Source organism: Agarivorans sp. Alg241-V36 (genome assembly GCF_900537085.1).
Classification (GTDB): Bacteria; Pseudomonadota; Gammaproteobacteria; order Enterobacterales; family Celerinatantimonadaceae; genus Agarivorans.
This window is the reverse complement of record NZ_UNRE01000003.1, coordinates 183,382-200,655: the sequence shown is the minus strand read 5'-3', so window position 1 is coordinate 200,655 and position 17,274 is coordinate 183,382. Positions and strand designations below refer to the sequence as shown.

The following is a 17,274-nucleotide window of genomic DNA, read 5'->3' as shown; positions in this document are numbered from 1 at the left end:
TTTACCAAGTCGGTTGCTGTTGCTGTAATGTTTTTAGACGCGTCTTAGCCCGCTGTTTTTCATCGCGCAGTTGTTCTAAACGTTCTTCTAATTCCCATTCCTGCTGCTGGTTTTTCGACGCTTTATCGTTGCAGGCTTGCCGCTGACGCTCTGCCTTGGCCTGCTTAGCTTTAGCTTGAGATACACAACGATTTTTACAATATTGATCTACTTGTTGGTAGGGGAAGCCTGAAACATACACAGTTCGAGTACACTGGGTATCACAGGCAACCATTTCCACCGCATCCCCTAACATTGACCAAACTCCTTGCTTGCATGTATCAAAGTCAGTACTGCCCACTCCCCTTAATTCATCTACGACATCATCTATATCTCGTTGTAAAGACTCTAATTCTAATTCCTTAGCCTCTACAGCAAGCAACCAATTTTGGTAGTCTAATTGATAGGCTTGATACTGATTATCTAAGGAAAATAGCTTATCGGTAATGGTCTTTAACATGACTTTTAATTTTGGTGTTGAGCCAGCTAAGTCAATCACCTTTTTAGCATAGAGGCGACGGCTATTTTGTTGGTATTGCTCAAAGTCAGCACTGCTGAGCTTGCCCTTCTGGTGCCACATTTTTAGCGCTTCAAGCTTAGAATTAACGCTTTGTTGATGGCTATAGTGCTGCTTAGCCAGTTTTGTTAGCTGCCTATTTTCATCTGTATATTTATCGGAGTGTTCGATAAAGGCATTAATGCTTCCATCATCCCAAAGCGACTTTAAGTCTGCTTGGTACTGGCTGTTATACTCTTTAATTTTTAGTGGTTTTAAAGCAACTATTAAATCCTGCTCGGAGTTCTTTAGTTTCTTTGTTGCCTCTTTAGCACCTTGAGTTAAAGCCAGTAAATCTTGATATTGTGCAGCTTGCTTAGCTAGCTGTAGTGCATAGTCCTTTAATTTATCTATGGACGAAGTTTGCTTAATACTAACCTCTAGGGCTTTAAGTTCAGTTATCGCCATGAGGTCTTTTGTAGCAGCCTTAGGTAAGGCTGAGGCTTGTTCATAACTATTTCTAATAACTTGATTAGCACTTACAATCTCGTTCATTGTATCAACCCCAGCAATATATTGCTGCAACTGAGCTTGATATTGTTCCAGCCAACTGGCCGGGTTCTTCTCTAATTTTTGCCAAGCCTGCTGATTATAGGTTTCAAGCTCAAGCAAACCTTTAGGCATGTAAAGGGCATCAATATTGCCGAGCAAAGTATTGGCGTTAGTGGTTTGCTGTTTGAGCGAGCTTAGCTCTGGCAATGCTTGTAATTCAGCAAACATTTGCTGCAATTGGGCAGTTGCTCGATGAAATAGATTTAATGCTTGCTGATATTGATCTCGTTGGAATTTTTGAGTGGCTTGTTTTTCCAGTTCAGCCACTTGATCTAGTCTCACTTGATAATTTAAGGCAATAAATAGCGCTTCCACCTCAGAGTGAAGGTCCACTTCACCTATTTGCTTCGTGAGTGCCTGCATTTGTTGGCGTAAAAACAAATACTGTTGACGATATTCAGTAGCAATCGATAACTGCTCAGCGACATCCAACTTTTGAATTTGCGGTGGGCAGGAGTTATCAGCCATACAGGGGAGGGGCTGCGGTTTAATTGCAAAATAACTCGCTGCTGCGATCACTGCACCAAGTACTAGCACCCAGAGCCACAACTTCGATTTGTTGCGCTTTCTAGTCGCTATTTGGAAGTACTTAAATAAGCTTAGTAAATCATCATCGGCTTCAGCAATTAGTTCAACCAATGCAGGCTCCATTGCACCCAGCTCTTGTTGACGTCGCTCGGTGTCAAATTGGGGCCACTGCTCACGAACTTGCTTATTACGGCATAGTTGGCTGAGTAATAGTTGTTTTTTACTTAAACATTCCCCCTTATTTACACTCCAAGGGTGAATAAACTGCCAGCCCTTGGATGGACTATAAAAGCTAAAGCCATCAACGATATCTTGGTGAAGGTTTGGGACTATTGTCAGCCCCTTTAAAAGCGCTTTTAACTCTACAGCGGTTTCAACTTTTGACTCAATTTGTTCAACACTGTAAACCTGATACACCGTATTAAAATGACTCAACACAGCAAGAGTTTGCAAATATCCATTGATTAACGCAGGTTTACTTAGCTCAACAATTTTCTGACTAAAGCTGTGCTGATGTTCACTAGACACTATTAAACTTTGGTCACTCTGCCTTTGGGTATATTCAGGGCACCATTCCAATATAAGGTAAACTTTTTGATCCAATTGGTTGGTTGCCCAGTAGTAGAAACCACAACTAAAACGACCCAGGCATTGCTTAATACGGTAATTGGCGATTTCAGTATCAAAAGTTAAAGCAGCGGGCGTTGCTGCACTTTCCATGCTAACCATGGGCCCCCTAAATTGGCTTAGTTATTGAATTAGTTAAGATAATATTTATGGATTGCGTCCTTGCAAGCTTAGCCTACCTTACAAGCTAGCAGTTGACTTTGTATCGCCACACCAGCAAGTATCAAAAAACGTACAACAATCATATAGTAAGCAGGTTGAAGGAAAAACAGAGCCAGATCAAGATTTTGACATGGCTGAGCCACTTCCAAAACTGCGTTGAGTCATCGAAATTGTTGACGAAAAACTGTTAACAAAGAGGATGGGGGCGGAGTCGCATTCTCGCGTCTATAAGAAAGTCTATGCCCCGACAATCTGGAGAGCTAGTTTAACTAGCGTTGAGGCAAAAACATTTAAGCAAATTGGTCAATCAAGCTTCATTGTTCCTCGAAAATATACGCCGATACTAAAAAGGCCGCTTAGTCAGCGGCCTTTGGTTGGTTAACTAAATACCCTGATTATGCAACTTACGGGTTGTAGTTATCGTGGGTATTGGTCAACTTGTAGAACGTCACTTTTGCGTAGTCGCTATCATTACTGCTGTTATCTTGCAGGTAGATGCCGGCTTTAAAGTACATGTAGTTACTGGAATCATCGTAACCGCTGCCAGACATGTTGATAGTTTTGCTCGCCAACTGGCTACCATTTTGACTAATTTTTGCAGTAAGTGAGTCGCCATTCACCGTAATGGTGTAAGAGAACTCTTCGTTCAAGGCTATACCGTTAGATGGGTTAGAGGTGCTGCTTAAATCACCGTTTGAACTCACCATGCTACCCAGTAGGTTGTACCAAGTTTCGTTACCACCGTCTGACTTCGACGTTTCGTGGGCAAAGTAAAGAGCACCATTACTGTTACCCGGTAGTTTGTGGTAGTAAAGGCGGATAGGTTCATTGCCTTCAGCATGAATTTGGCCAATTACTATTCGACCAACTTGCTCGTTGTTTGAGCTTGTTGTGGTTACGTGATTTACCGCTAAGGTGGCATCTAGTACACCATCAATCCCGCCAAAGGCGCTTTGGCTACTGCTTGGAATGCTTGAAAACGCCCAGTTGTTGTCTTTACCGCTGGTTGAATACGAGGTATTTCCGCGGCGTAACATTTCGCGTAATTCGGTGCGTACATATTTGGTACCGCTCGAGGTGGTTACCCCTTTAACGGGTGTATAGAAGACCATGCCGCCGTCACTACCGGTGTAGAAATAGTTATCTTCATAACTTGCCGCTAGCTCCACTTCTTTTACCGAAGTTGCGTAACCGTCGCCTTCATCTACCGGAATGCTTAAGTACCAATCCAATAGGTCAAAATTGCCAGAAGGTGCTTTAGAAGCATCTAGGTTGTGGTCACCACCACCAGTGCCGCCACCTGAGCCTCCGCCAGATGTATCATCGGTTCTGGTTAGCTCCCATTGCTGGTTAATGTTGCTGCTGCTTGATGTCCAAAGGTATAGCGATTGGCGCAATTCTGCACCGCTATTGCCATCAATTGAGTAGCCTGGCGCGTTACGTTTTTCGATACGGTAAATCTCGGTGCCACTGGTAACTTTAACTTTCTTCCAGTGTTGATCGTAGTTGCTTGAATCGCATACCTCTAAGGTAACCGCTTGACGCTTAGCACCACCTGAGCCGCCATCCCAACATAGGCTAGTGCCTTCTTTTTTGTAGGAGTAGTAACCATCTCCATGGCTAATCTGCACCCAGTTTTGGTTAGTATTGGTGGTTTTGGTGGTCCACAGATAAAGTTGCTGTCCCTCAACCGCGCCGCCGTTACCATCAATTGAATAGCCCGTTTCATTCTTTTGCATGTTGAAAGTTGCAGCAGTGGCTAACGAAGAAGATAGGGCCAGAACAACACCGAAAGCCGATTTCTTCAGTGCATTATTAACCAGAGTCTTGTTCGAATTAGTGCGTTTATCAATAGGTTTCATTACTCATTTCCTTACTTGTAAAACCTTGTTGCTATTGTGAAATTACATTGAGGCAACCTAAGACGAGCGGGTTTATCCTTAGTTTGCTCAGCCTTCTGTAGGCCACGGCTTACCAACTGCTTAAAAGTGAATGGCCAACAGCATTCATAAACTTGATAATTTGTTTATGAAATTTGATGTTAGCGTTGTTGAAGATGAAAAAATCAGCGACGCACTGCAATAATGTGTTTTTATAATACAATTGTTGTTATTTTGTGAACTGGTCATACAAATATGAAATTAAATGTTGCTTTGGTTGTTTTTTGAGCTAAAGCGTGTTTGATCTATTTTTCCCGAATTTGGTGGATTTTAAGCCTTTATTGGCCATATTTGGCGTTTTTCGTGAATTAGCGAAATACGCATCGCTTATGCTAAATGTTAAAATTGTATGACTTATTTATGATTTAAGGGCGTTAGAAACTATTCAAAGCGGTGAGTGGCTTACAAGTGAGTTACTTTGTCACATGTAACTAAATTAGGTTACATTTTACATAGTAACTAATTTGAGTTACCTTTTCTGATGAAGAGGATAATACTATGCAGCAAGTAGCGGTTCTTACTGGAGACTTAGTTGGCTCAAGTGAGTTAAATAGCCAAGATTTTGCAAGAATTTTGCAGCGATTGAGTGCCAGTTTGGCTTTAGCCAGCGAGCGTTACCAATGCCGCTACGAAATTTTTCGCGGAGACGCTTTTCAGTTGGTGCTCAACGACCCTCGTCAAGCACTTGAATGTGCCTTAGCCATTCGTTTGGATCTAAAAGCCTCTGGTGACAAAAGCTTAGCCTTTGATGCACGTATTGGCATTGGTATTGGTGAGATCGATCCCTTGGCTGAATTTGTGTCACGCTCAAATGGCGAAGCTTTCATCCTATCTGGGCGAGGCTTAGATAGCCTTAAGCGACACTTCCTAGGCATATTTAGCCATGATAGCCAATTTACTCAACGTATTGGTTTGTTAACCAAGTTTGCCGATCATCAAGTGCAAGAGCTTACTATTAAACAAGCCCAAGCTTTGTCTATATACTGGCGACTTGTTGAGCCAAGCCATGCAGCGTTGGCTAAGCAACTTAATAGCTCGCGGGTTAATGCCACCAAGTTGCTCAACCAGTCTCAGTATCAATTACTAGAAGAATATAAACTGTTTTTTATACAACTTATGGAAGAGTTTTATTATGGAAACACTGGCGCAATTCGCTCTTAGTATTGGCTTAGTTTATCTGTTGCTAGAGTTTTATTGTTTACCAAACTCTTGGCTAGTGGCTATTCGGCAAAGTAAGTTTGCCGCTGCGGGTTTGTATTTTCGCGCCCTGCTTATCACGGTGCTGTTTGCAGGAATAAGTTTGTTGTTTGTGCCAGCTCTTGGGCCATTGTTGGTGGCAATAGCGGCACTGTTTATCGCCAGTGTGTTAATTTCTGGGGTAAGTGCTTACTTGCCCGATAGCGGCCGTTATTACCTGGGTCAGCAACTCGCCCAGCTGGCGGTATTAATGTTATTGGTCGTGGAACTAAGTCAAGCTTGGCCACTGGTGAGTGTGCTCGTTGAGCAAGTTATGCAAGCCAAAGTATTAGTGATTATATTGGCTTACATTCTTATTTGGGGGCCTTGTTCAAAGGTACTTGGATTAATCTTGCAGCGCTGGAGCCCACTTACTGAACAGCCAAAACAAAACTTACCCATGGCTGGCCAAGCCATTGGCATGGTTGAGCGCAGTTTAGTGCTCACTTGCGTGCTGCTGCATCAATTTGCCGCTATTGGTTTTATTGTGACGGCAAAATCTATTTTCCGTTTTGGTGATTTAAAAGATCATAGCGATCGCAAGCTCACCGAATATGTAATGCTTGGCACGTTGTTAAGTGTTGCCGCCAGCGTCTTTATTGGCTTAGCTGCACATGCTTTATATCACGCCCTTTAAATCAATTTATTCAACCACTAAGAGCCCAATTACATGCCTCAAGACTTATCTGCTCAATTAAAACAACGCTTTGGATTTGACGGCTTTCGTCAGGGCCAAGCTCCGGTAGTTGAGCGTTTATTAGCGCAGCGTTCTTGTTTGGCGATTTTCCCAACGGGCTCGGGAAAATCACTGTGTTATCAGTTTACTGCTTTACAGCTGCCGCACCTTACCTTGGTGGTATCGCCGCTATTAGCGTTAATTAAAGATCAACTGATGTTCTTGCAGGCCAAAGGCATTGCAGCGGCCAGTTTAGATTCAACCCTTAACGCCGAGCAAAGCAAGCAAGTAATGGGTGAGGTGCGCAGCGGCAAAACCAAAATTTTGATGGTCTCGGTAGAGCGTTTTAAGAACGAACGTTTTCGCCAGTTTATTCAATCTGTTCCGGTATCAATGCTGGTGGTCGACGAAGCCCACTGTATTTCAGAATGGGGCCACAATTTTCGCCCCGACTACCTAAAGCTACCGCAATATCGTCAAGAACTTAACATTCCTTTAGTGCTGTTATTAACTGCCACGGCCACCAAAAAAGTAAAATTAGACATGGCGGCGCGCTTTAACATTGCCGAAGACGATATTGTACAAACTGGATTCTACCGTTCTAACCTCGATTTAGGTGTGCAAGCCTGCAGCAGCGACCATAAGCAGCAAGCTTTGTTAGACTTTATTCGCCAGCAAAATGGTGCCGGCATTGTTTATGTCACCTTGCAAAACAGCGCTGAACAGGTGGCCGAGTTTCTTCAACAGCAAGGCATTAATGCGCGTGCCTACCATGCAGGTTTTGCCAATGAGCAGCGCCAGCAAACTCAAGATGATTTTATGCAGAGTAAGCTGCAAGTGGTGGTGGCCACCATTGCCTTTGGCATGGGCGTCGATAAAAGTGATATTCGCTTCGTTGTGCATTTTGATTTACCCAAATCCATAGAAAATTATAGCCAAGAGATTGGCCGGGCAGGGCGAGATGGCCAGCCTTCGCAATGCTTAACCCTCGCTAACTTAGACGGCTTAACCACGGTCGAAAACTTCGTCTATGGTGATACCCCAGAGCAAAGTGGCATTCAAACCTTATTGGCGAACATTCAAGAGGAGCGCCAGGGCGAGCAATGGGAAGTGCAAATCAACAGCTTGTCTAGTCTCACTAACATTCGCCAGCTACCGCTTAAAACCTTGTTAGTGCAGTTAGAGATCCAAGGCCTAATTAAGCCGCTATATGCCTATTACGCTGATTTTAAATATAAGTTCCTAGAAGATAAAAGCGCCGTGCTCGCGCGTTTTTCTGGTGAACGATTACACTTTATCGAAGCGATTTTCTCCCATACTCAAATGAAAAAAATATGGGGCAGCCTTAACTTCGATAGCCTGTATCAGCAATACCAAGCCGAGCGCTCTAGGGTAGTTGCGGCCCTAGAGTATCTTGCCGAGCAAGGCTGCATAGAGCTGGAAACCAAAAAGATTACCGAAGTGTATCAAGTTGATGCTCAGGCCTTAGCTGACCCGCAACTAGCAAGCCGTTTAAGTGACTACTTTAACCAAAACCAAACTAAAGAGATTAAGCGAACAGCTCAGTTGGTGCGCTTTTTTGAGTTAGATAGCTGCTTAAGTTTCCAACTGGCCCGCTATTTTGATGACCAAAATGCCCCCCAGCAATGTGGCCACTGTAGCGTATGTCGCGGCCAAGTAGCTAAGCTGAGTTATTCCGCTCCACCTAAGCCTTTAGCTGACGAGGATATTGCCGTATATCTGCAAGAGCTTAAGCAGCATTTGTCGGCCAGTCAGCAAGTCCAGTTAAGCCCAATAATGGCGTGCCGATTTCTAACTGGGGTAACCAGCCCTTGGTCTACCAAGTTAAAACTTCGCCAGTTGGCTGGCTTTGCCCGATGTGAAAAACAGCCATACGCAAATACGCTGCAACAAGTAGAGCGGCTGTGGCCTGAGTTGAACTAAGCGGCCCAAGTTCAACATATAAAATATGGCAATAGCTTATTGCCATATTCTCATCATATATATCCTGCTAATTTAATATTATATTTGAATATTTATTCTAAAAGTTGCTATTAATATTTTTGTTCGTAAAATAAATATTTGTTGATAAAAAGGGCAGTGTAGCTTTTTGGTAGCGATTTCAAACTTGCTTTTTAGCGTAACCATAAGCCACAACCAAAACAAAAATATAACAGTAATGGGTCAACTAGTATTTCAAGGCGTGTGAATATTCACCGCATTTGCATAGTTCTTCCTAAGTAAACGTTCTTCGGCGGCTACCCTTTGAGCTGCTGGTTTAGTGCTAACTGATCTCACTCTAGTGGTGAGCTAATCGGTGCTGCGTAAGTGTGCACTATTCATTTATACCGCATAAAAGAAGCGGTGATATTTAAGGACGAAAATCATGTCTACAAAATGGCCTAAATCGCCAATTGCTCTGGCAATGTCGAGTGCGTTAGCGCTGGCCTTTGGCAGTGTTCCGGCACAGGCAATTTATACTCCATGGGAAGGTTCTTTCCATCAGTACCCAGACAGTTACCACGATGCGGATGGGCAACTCATTGAAGAAGCCTATCCAGAGCCTGAGCAAGTGCCTGGAAATGGGTTATCTCCTTGGGATCCAGCAGATGCTATTAAGCGTACTAGCCCAGAGCATCAAAATTTTCCATTGTCAGATTTGTCTAACCAAGGCGGTTGGACAATGGTAGAAGAGCTCAGTGATGAGTTTGATAGCCCGCAGTTTAACGAATACAACCTAATGGGCAAGGAAAGTGGTAAATGGCTACCCAATAACCACATTTGGGGAGGACGTGCCCCAGCTGTCTTTGCGCCTAAAAACGTTAAGCAAGAGGGTGGCAAGCTTCATTTAAGCATTAATAATGACGAGTCTTATACTCCGCATGGCTTTTGGAATGAGTGGTATTACGGATGGACCTCAGCCAGCGTGCAAAACGTAAACCCGATTCGCTATGGCTATTTTGAAGTTAAGTCTAAGGTAGGTATTGGCTCAAGCGGTTTCTGGTTATACGCTGAAACCTTAGAGGATAAAGAATACTTATCTCAATTTAATGAACCAGGCCACGTTAAAAGTAAACTTGAGTTAGATGTTTATGAGCAGTCTGGTCGTCGCTCTGAGTGGGCACCGTATTACAACATGAACTCATGGGTATTTATTCATCAAGGTGAAGAAATGTCCTACGTGAATGAAGAGGGTAATGAATACACCGCTTATCAAAACGGTGGTCACTGGAAGGCTGATATCGACTTTGCCGATGAATTCCACGTTTACGGTTTTTATTGGGGACCAGAAGAAATTATTTGGTACTTTGACGGGCAACCAATCCGCTCGATGAAAAACCGTTACTACCATACCCCCCTTTACTTATTGCTTGATACCGAAACCATGCCCGATTGGTTTGGTATGCCAAGTACCAATGAACTGGATTTTGCCCACCAAATTGAATACGTGAGAGTGTGGACCAATGACGAGACTGAGCAAAACTGGCGAGGTCGCTACTTCATGGATCCAACCATTAAAACCGGAGATGGCCTTAATGGGAAACCGGGTGAAAACCGGGTGGCGGCGGAGTATGGCGGTAGCGAAGCGTATCGTGAGAAATGGGGGAACCCGATTAGTGGCTCGCCAGAGCTTGTAACTCTGCAAGATATTGCAGCCAAACAAAGCCATATTGAAATACAAAGCGACGTTCCTTATGTATTGGTGCCTGAGTTTACTCCGAGTAATGTTACTAATAAGCAAATGAACTGGGTATCAAGTGACCCAAGCATCGCTGATATTAATCGTTCTGGCATGGTAAGTGCGAAAGCAGCTGGTAGTGTAACGTTTAGCGGTTCACATCCAGATCTTCCAAGTAAAACCATCAGTGTTTCTGCCGACATTCTGCAAATTGGTAAGCGCTTTGACCTAGAGTTGGTTAATTACGGCGCTACTGGTAAAGAGGGGGAAGAGGTCGAGAATGACAATGTTTATGGTTGGGGAGTTGGTAATGGTGTAATTACCTTCAATACACGTGGCGATTATGGCGATTTCTTCGAGGTAGATTTTGGCAGCGGCGGTACTTACCTTGCTGGCGTTTCTGCCGGTACTGATATTGCCAGCGGGATCGGGGCAACAATCTTCATTGATGGTGTTGAGGTGCTCAGTGGTGATATTGCTGCTTCAGGAAACTGGAACGTGAATAAACGCACTGATTTAGCGGGCTCTTTTGAAGTAGAACCGGGTACTCATACTGTGCGTATCATGAGTTCAGGCAGTTCTGGTTGGCAATGGAATGGAGCGCGAGCTCACTTTGTTCAAGTATTAGAAGGTGACGTAGACCCAGGCGACGGCGGTACAGACCCAGGTGACGGCGACACAGACCCAGGTGACGGCGGTACAGACCCAGGTGACGGCGGCACAGACCCAGGTGACGGCGGTACAGACCCAGGTGACGGCAGCACCAATCCAGGTGATGGCGGTACAGACCCCGGTGATGGCGGTACAGATCCAGGTGACGGCAGCACCAACCCAACGCTTGTAACGCTACAAGCTCAAAGCTTTGTTGCTACCGGCGGAGCCAATGGTGGTTTTGAAGTTTATGATATTACCGGTGGGCAAGGCATTAACTTTAACCAAACTGGTGATTATGCCGATTATACGGTAAATCTTGCAGCCGGTAGCTATACCGTAAGCATGTACGTTGCTACGCCTATGAATGATGCTGGAGTAGAGCTAATACTAAATGGTGAATCTATTGCGGTAAGCAGTATTAGTCCGACAGGTGGATGGGATAATTTCCAAAGCCATTTAATTACCGCTAACTTAGTGGTAACTGCTGGTGGTGAGCAAGCCTTACGCTTAATCAGTGTGGGGGCAGATAATGCTTGGCAATGGAATGCCGATAAAGTGGTATTTACCCCAAATTCGGATAGCGGAAATCCTGATACCACACCGAACCCTGATGAGGTGATTATTAATGTTGAGGCAGAAAACTTTGCTAGCACTGGTGGCATCTTCGATGGCTTTCAGGTTTATTCGATTAATGGTGGCTCTGCAATCAACTTTAACCAAGCTGGTGACTACGCCGATTATGTTGTTAGCATTGAACAAGCGGGTAGTTACACCATGAGTATTGATGCAGCAACAACGATGGCCAATACCGGTATTGAAGTACTGGTTGATGGTCAGTCGCAAGCTCGTGCTGCCATCAGCAATACTGGCTCATGGAATGTATTTGCTAGCAATACAATCAGTGACAGTATTACCTTGAGTGAGGGGCAGCATACTATTCGCATCATGGGAGTGGGAGAGGAAGGCTCTTGGCAGTGGAATGCCGATAAATTTAGCTTAAGCAAGCAATAAGCTAAATACCTGTTAGTTACTAAGCCATAGCATTACGCTATGGCTTTTTTGTTGTTTCATATTAAATCTCTGCGTCGAATCGCGCTTGGCGAGCTTCTGCCATGGTGCAATCGGTTAGGGCGATAAGCTCTGCTAAGGTGGCATTTGGTTTGTCTTTTAAGATCCGGCTTAAGCGTTGTGCTTTAGGTTCTAGTAGATCTTGATAGTGGCTTAAGCCTTGTTCCAGCTTAGTGGTTAGATACCTGAAGTCCTCTGATTCTAGATTTTTTAAGTCTTGTAATAAGCCGTTTAAGTCTGCCAATTCTCCCACCAATTGCCAGTTTCTAGAACGGCGAATTCGCTTTAGTTGGCAACCCGATTCTAACGCTAATTGTTTAGCTTGCTTGGCATTGTCACCACCAATACGGCGAATCAATGAAGGCAGGGGAGTAATGATTTCTGAGTCTTTCATAGGCGAATTTTGCATTCAAACTAGCTTAAATACAATCGCCAAATGAGGGTAGATTGAATTGTGTTTAATTAAGCTTGTGAGTGAGCAAATCTCGACCATACTGGTAGGGCAAGTTTGAATTAACAAGGAACTCAGTATGGCAATTCGCAGACATGGCATTACGGTGGGCATTGAGCGAGTAGAAACCCGCTTATTGGTTTCATTTAAAGCCTGCGGCACACTCACTCATCAAGATTATCAAACCATTACACCTATCATTGAATCAGCCTTAGCTGAGGTTGAGCACCCGCAAATTCGCGGGTTTTTTGATGCTAGCGAATTAGAAGGCTGGGAGCTAAGAGCTGCGTGGGACGACTTAAAGCTAGGTTTAAAGCATGGCCAAGACTTTGAGAAAGTAGCTATTTTAGGCCATCAACAATGGCTAGAGTGGGCCTCTAAAGTGGGCAATTGGTTTATTGCTGGCGAAGTGCAAGTATTTGAAGATGAGCAAAGCGCCTTAGCTTGGTTAGAAGATTAATGAATCAAGAAGAATACTGCCATGCTCACCACTGTAGTAATCAGCGCGTTGCGGGTGAAGTAGGCTAACAGGGCGGCTAGCAGGGCGGCGAGCAGATAGGGATTCTCGAAGGATAGATCTAATTGTTTATCGCGAATGAAAACAATTGGAGCAAATATCGCAGTGAGAACCGCAGGCGCCGAGTAGCTCAAAAACTGCAAGGTGGTTTTGTTTAAGCGCAGCGGAATCTTTGGTTCTAAGAACAAGTAACGGCTAGCAAATACAATGGCGGCCATGGCGAAAATAGTAAACCAGATCATTGTTCTCCTCCTCGCCACTTGGCATAAGCGGTGGCTAAACCCATTGCCAGTAAGGCTGAGATGAGCAGGCCACCAGGCACTGCAAATAACTCGCAGGCTACAGAGCTAACCAAGGCGATTAGTACACATAACAAGCTCGAACCATGTTTTATGTTAGGCACCACAATCGCGATGAAGGTGGCTGCAATGGCAAAATCTAAGCCCCAGCTGTCGAGGTTTTCGATGTTAGCACCAGCTACAATGCCTACTGCCGAGGCAATGTTCCAACCAAGGTAAAAGCTTAGTCCTCCGCCTAAGGCATACCAGCGATCAAAGTGTTCAGCCTTATTTTGATTAGCAATGGCAAACAATTCATCGGTAAGTAAATAGCCCAGTAGTAGTCGCCATTTAAGCGGTAATCCGCTGATTTTTGGACGCATCGCCATACTGTACAAAAAGTGGCGAGAGGTGATCAGAACAGTAGTGACTAACATGCTTAGTAAACCAGCACCTAGCTTAAACATGCCTGTTGCCACCAATTGGGCAGAGCCGGCAAATAAAATGGCCGACATAGCTTGGCTTTGCAAAGGACTAAGGCCCGCTTCCATGGCATAAGAGCCAGCTAATATGCCCCAAGGCACCACGGCAATAGTAAGCGGTAGTACCGCTAACGTGCCTTTCGCAAAGGCGGCCAGTTTGCTCGACCAAGTCACATGATTAATGGTGTTAATACTGTTCACAGTCTTCCTTGAGAGGGTTAAATGGCAGGCTTAAGCAGCAAGCTCTTTAGCATAACGGCCAGGCGAGACACCCAAAGCCCGTTTAAAGTGGCGGCTAAAATGGCTTTGATCATGAAAGCCACAATCTAAGGCAACATCCAACTGCTTATTACCTTGGCGCAGTAGCTGTTTGGCTAAGCGTAATCTAGCTTGAATTTGGTAAGCATGTGGCGGAATACCGTAGTGTTTTACAAACTGTTTTACTAAATAACAAGGGCTTAGATTAACCAGATTAGCCAGTTCGCTGAGCGACACATTAGCTTGCGGCTGTTCATCCAAAAACTGTTTCACTAAGCCTAGCTGCTTACTTGCATCAGCTTGTGTCTTAGCCTTGGGCGCAGTTTTAGCATGACGAGTCATTAATAAACTCAAACTTGCGTAAACCATGCTTTCTCGTTGTAAGCGGTTATTAGAGCTAGCAAGTAAAGCAAGGGTCGCACGCAGTGAGTTAGCTACCACAGCATCTTGTACCACCGCTTGGTCAAAGTAAGGCGCGCCTTGTTGTTTAATGCCTAGTTCTTGGCTTAGTTGTTCAAATTGGTCAGGAGTAGGGTACATGGCTTGATAAGACCAGCCGCCTTCCGAGGCCGAGCATCCGGTATGCACTTCATCGGCATTCACCAAAATAATACTGTCTTGTGGAGCGATATGGTTACCGCCGGTGCGGTAAAATTGTTGGGCGCCGCTTTCAATTACGCCAATGGTGTAGCCTTCGTGGCTATGGCGCGAAAAGTTTTGGTGTTGGTAACGGGCATTCAGTATTTCTATACCGCCTAACTCGTCGGCAAGCTGATAACGTGCTTGTTCTATTGCCATTGGCTTGCCTCCTTACTGGCCTAAGTATGCTGTCATCATAGCGCAGAATTAGCAGAAGGTTTTGTACAAAATTGTTCACTTGCAGCTTAATTTGCTGAGTAAGTGCTAGCTACTCAGCAAGTCGTGGAAATATATGTTCTAGGCGAAATACTGGACTATACCAAGGCGGGCTCATCGGCGGGTTCACTCTGAGCTTGCGTATCTATACTGCTCTCAACTTCCATACACAACTGGCTTAGTTCGGCACATAACCAATAGTGTTTGTACTTTGCAGCCTTATAACTTTGTTCACAAATGAACATATATTGCGAAGGTTGAATGGTAGGTGAGAAGTCCAGTACGCCGCCATTCCAGCCTTCGATAAACTCAGCCAAGTTAGGGTATTTGGGATCTGGCAGGCTAATGTTTTTGGCTTCAATGGCTAGTCGCTTGGTTTCTAAGGCACATAAGTTAGTTTGCGCTAATAGCCGAGAATGAATCTTGGCTTGCCACTCATCGTCTAGGTTTATCAGCGTATCGAGAATAAAGTGAAAGCGCTCTAGGTTATTGATAATAGGTTCTAACTTAGCCATGCCTTGAAGGGCGTTTAACAGGCTATCTAAACGGGCTGTTTGTTGGCTAGACATTAACGAGCGACACAGAAAAATACGGTGATGTAGCAGCTTATCAAAAGGCTTAAACTCGTTTTGATGTTGCTTTATTGCCGCCGTAGATTCGGTGATTAAATTACCTACATCAACCCGATTGTTGGCGGGCAAGTCAAAATCTTCGGGTTCTATGTTTAGGTTGGCTTCGTAGTAAAGCTTTACCAAGGAAGCGACGCGCAAGGTGTCTAGTTGCTTAAAGTAGTGCTGTTCTTGATCTTGAATCTGTTTATGCTGAGCATTAATCTGCGTAATGCAATCACTTAAACCACTGGGCTTATTGTCTACTAGGTTTGAAAGGTGGAAAAAACGTCCGCTGTAGATCTCACCAAAAAACTGTTTTAGGTACTCGGCAGTTTGTTGTTTTTGCTGTTCATTCTCAATTAAGCTGTCGTTACTCACCATAAATTTACTTGGCTGCTTAATGCCTTGCAGCGTATAGAAAAAAGCACTTACCGACTCACTTAAGGTGTCAATGTCACCAATTAGCGTGGCAGCAGCTAATTCAGACTTAAAAATACCTTGGTCGCCTCGCGAGGTAACAAAGGCAATGCGGTCTTTATCCGCTGGGTGACTATCCCAGGTGGAGCTGTCACTGCGCTGCATTTGCTGTTCTATTTTACTCATTTGCGCTTTACTGGTTTGCTTGGCTAAATTAGCCACCGCTAGCGGTATATTCGCCAGTAGTTTGTTGTCATTCCATGCCAGTTTATTGATGTCAGTTACTTTTTGCGCGGCTAAAGCCAGTTTACGTAGTTCGATGGCGGTGTTCTCAAACTGCTCACTGCCCACAAAGCGGCTTTCGTAGCTGTCGGCATCAAACTCCATTGCTCGAGACATATATTGAGTGAGCCTAAAATTGAGTTTAAACAAGCCTTTAAATATCAATCGCGTGAGGCCAATTGAAAGCTGAGCCGCAATAATCGCAATGTTCATTACAAAGGGCAGGTGTTCTTGTTTAGCCCAGTTTTGTAGGCGTAAATCCCATTCATCGGCCTCGTAGGCTCGGCTATAAAACCAGTGGTTAATGGTTTGCACAATGTAGCGGGTTTGCATGGCCTGAGCTTGGGCAAAGTGGCCAAACTCGTGGGCTAAAATGCCACTTAGCTGGCGCATATTCATGCCGGTTAATAAGGGCATGCCAATAGTTAGGCGCAACTCGCCTTTACGCAGGCTAAGCAAACCGTCTAGGCCTCCGGCAGAGGCGTTTACTTCTGTATCTAGGCAAATTTCTGTTGGGCGAGGAACCTCTAGTTTGTCGCACATTACATAAACTAGGTTGAATAATGCCGGTGCTCTTTTTTTCTGCAGGCGATATAGCTGAGGCTGTTGGTAGCTGGCAAAGAGGGGTTTTAGTAAAAACACAAATAGCACAGCAACAATAAAATAAGGAACAATGAGGAGTAACTGCTTAACAACGCCACCAGAGAAATCACCGATGTTTTCAACTAGCACCGAGAAATAAAATACTGAAAAACTGATTAAGCTCACTAACATCAGGGAGTAAATAAGCGGCGCAATTAAGCTAATTAGCAGCGTGTATATCATGCCTATTCGGTACTCTCGGCTGACACTAGAGCGTGGGAATTCTCCACTGAGTAGCTTAGTGAAATCGGCTTTTAACTTGGGTGAGCTATTTTGTTGAGCCTTGGCATGTGAGCTAGCGGGGGCTGCAGAATTTACTTCAAGCACTGCCATTTCTCTAAGTTCAACGCGCAGGCCATGTTCGCCAAATACTTCGGCAAGGCTTTTAGCCAAACTTAAGGACAGGCCTTCTTTTAGAACATGGCCTTCAACTAAGTATTTTTGAGCAGCTGCAGGGGTGATCTCTAAGGCTTTACAAAGATTCGTTACCACATGGTTGTCGCGGTTATTGCCATTTTGAGCGCCTAAACTCACTAGTTCATATTTAGCCACTCACATTTCCTTGTGTTTATAGTGATAAATTTGTCGCCAGAATTTTTGCAAATAAGCTAATCATATTCAATAGCTTGGTGCTAAGGATGCGCCACTACTTGTAAACTCTTGGAACTAGAGCAAGCTTTATTTGAGTAAATTAATTTCAACTACTGAAACCCTACTGACAGGTAGGTGTCAGTAGCAGGGGATTATAGTTAACTCACTGGCTG

General features: G+C 44.3%; 12 protein-coding genes. 5 read left to right on the top strand and 7 right to left on the bottom strand.

Features of this window, described 5'->3' with window-relative positions; genetic code table 11:
• Position 1: 1 nt before the first annotated feature.
• Both G6R11_RS08255 and G6R11_RS08250 read right to left on the bottom strand, forming a co-directional pair.
• Complete coding sequence (locus G6R11_RS08255; protein ID WP_163132603.1) at positions 2 to 2,395, bottom strand: hypothetical protein; 2,394 nt, start codon at positions 2,393 to 2,395, stop codon at positions 2 to 4.
• A gap of 473 nt (positions 2,396 to 2,868) precedes the next feature.
• Positions 2,869 to 4,326 carry a polysaccharide lyase family 7 protein gene (locus G6R11_RS08250; RefSeq protein WP_240352427.1) on the bottom strand — a complete coding sequence of 486 codons (1,458 nt, stop codon included), beginning with the start codon at positions 4,324 to 4,326 and terminating at the stop codon, positions 2,869 to 2,871.
• Positions 4,327 to 4,902: 576 nt separating this feature from the next.
• Here G6R11_RS08250 and G6R11_RS08245 point away from each other — a divergent pair.
• The 4 genes from G6R11_RS08245 (at position 4,903) to G6R11_RS08230 (ending at position 11,660) form a co-directional block, all read left to right on the top strand.
• The gene (locus tag G6R11_RS08245; RefSeq protein WP_163132602.1) at positions 4,903 to 5,565 is read left to right on the top strand and encodes a hypothetical protein; all 663 of its coding nucleotides are present in this window, start codon (positions 4,903 to 4,905) and stop codon (positions 5,563 to 5,565) included.
• Entirely contained in the window at positions 5,537 to 6,277 is a 741-nt protein-coding gene (locus G6R11_RS08240; RefSeq protein WP_163132601.1) for a hypothetical protein, read from the top strand. Before G6R11_RS08245 ends, G6R11_RS08240 begins: the two co-directional genes overlap by 29 nt.
• Positions 6,278 to 6,310: 33 nt before the next feature.
• A complete protein-coding gene (locus G6R11_RS08235; RefSeq protein ID WP_163132600.1) occupies positions 6,311 to 8,260 on the top strand; it encodes an ATP-dependent DNA helicase RecQ in 1,950 nt (649 codons plus the stop codon).
• Positions 8,261 to 8,702: 442 nt separating this feature from the next.
• Positions 8,703 to 11,660, top strand: a complete 2,958-nt coding sequence (locus G6R11_RS08230; protein ID WP_163132599.1) for a carbohydrate-binding protein — start codon at positions 8,703 to 8,705, stop codon at positions 11,658 to 11,660.
• A 61-nt stretch (positions 11,661 to 11,721) separates the two neighbouring features.
• Here G6R11_RS08230 and G6R11_RS08225 read toward each other — a convergent pair whose 3' ends face one another.
• A complete protein-coding gene (locus tag G6R11_RS08225) occupies positions 11,722 to 12,126 on the bottom strand; it encodes a ribosome recycling factor family protein (protein ID WP_205472708.1) in 405 nt (134 codons plus the stop codon).
• Between the two features lie 121 nt (positions 12,127 to 12,247).
• Here G6R11_RS08225 and G6R11_RS08220 point away from each other — a divergent pair, with 121 nt between their 5' ends.
• A complete protein-coding gene (locus tag G6R11_RS08220) occupies positions 12,248 to 12,628 on the top strand; it encodes an STAS/SEC14 domain-containing protein (RefSeq protein ID WP_163132598.1) in 381 nt (126 codons plus the stop codon).
• Here G6R11_RS08220 and G6R11_RS08215 read toward each other — a convergent pair.
• The 4 genes from G6R11_RS08215 to G6R11_RS08200 form a co-directional block, all read right to left on the bottom strand.
• Positions 12,625 to 12,927: an AzlD domain-containing protein gene (locus G6R11_RS08215; protein WP_163132597.1), complete on the bottom strand. Its 303-nt coding sequence runs from the start codon at positions 12,925 to 12,927 to the stop codon at positions 12,625 to 12,627. The two genes, G6R11_RS08220 and G6R11_RS08215, sit on opposite strands and share 4 nt — an antisense overlap.
• Positions 12,924 to 13,646 (bottom strand): AzlC family ABC transporter permease, encoded by a 723-nt coding sequence (locus G6R11_RS08210; protein WP_163132596.1) that lies wholly within the window; start codon positions 13,644 to 13,646, stop codon positions 12,924 to 12,926. Before G6R11_RS08210 ends, G6R11_RS08215 begins: the two co-directional genes overlap by 4 nt.
• Before the next feature lie 30 nt (positions 13,647 to 13,676).
• Entirely contained in the window at positions 13,677 to 14,501 is an 825-nt protein-coding gene (locus G6R11_RS08205) for an AraC family transcriptional regulator (protein WP_163132595.1), read from the bottom strand.
• A 155-nt stretch (positions 14,502 to 14,656) separates the two neighbouring features.
• Positions 14,657 to 17,062 carry a M48 family metallopeptidase gene (locus G6R11_RS08200; protein ID WP_163132594.1) on the bottom strand — a complete coding sequence of 802 codons (2,406 nt, stop codon included), beginning with the start codon at positions 17,060 to 17,062 and terminating at the stop codon, positions 14,657 to 14,659.
• Between the last annotated feature and the right edge of the window lie 212 nt (positions 17,063 to 17,274).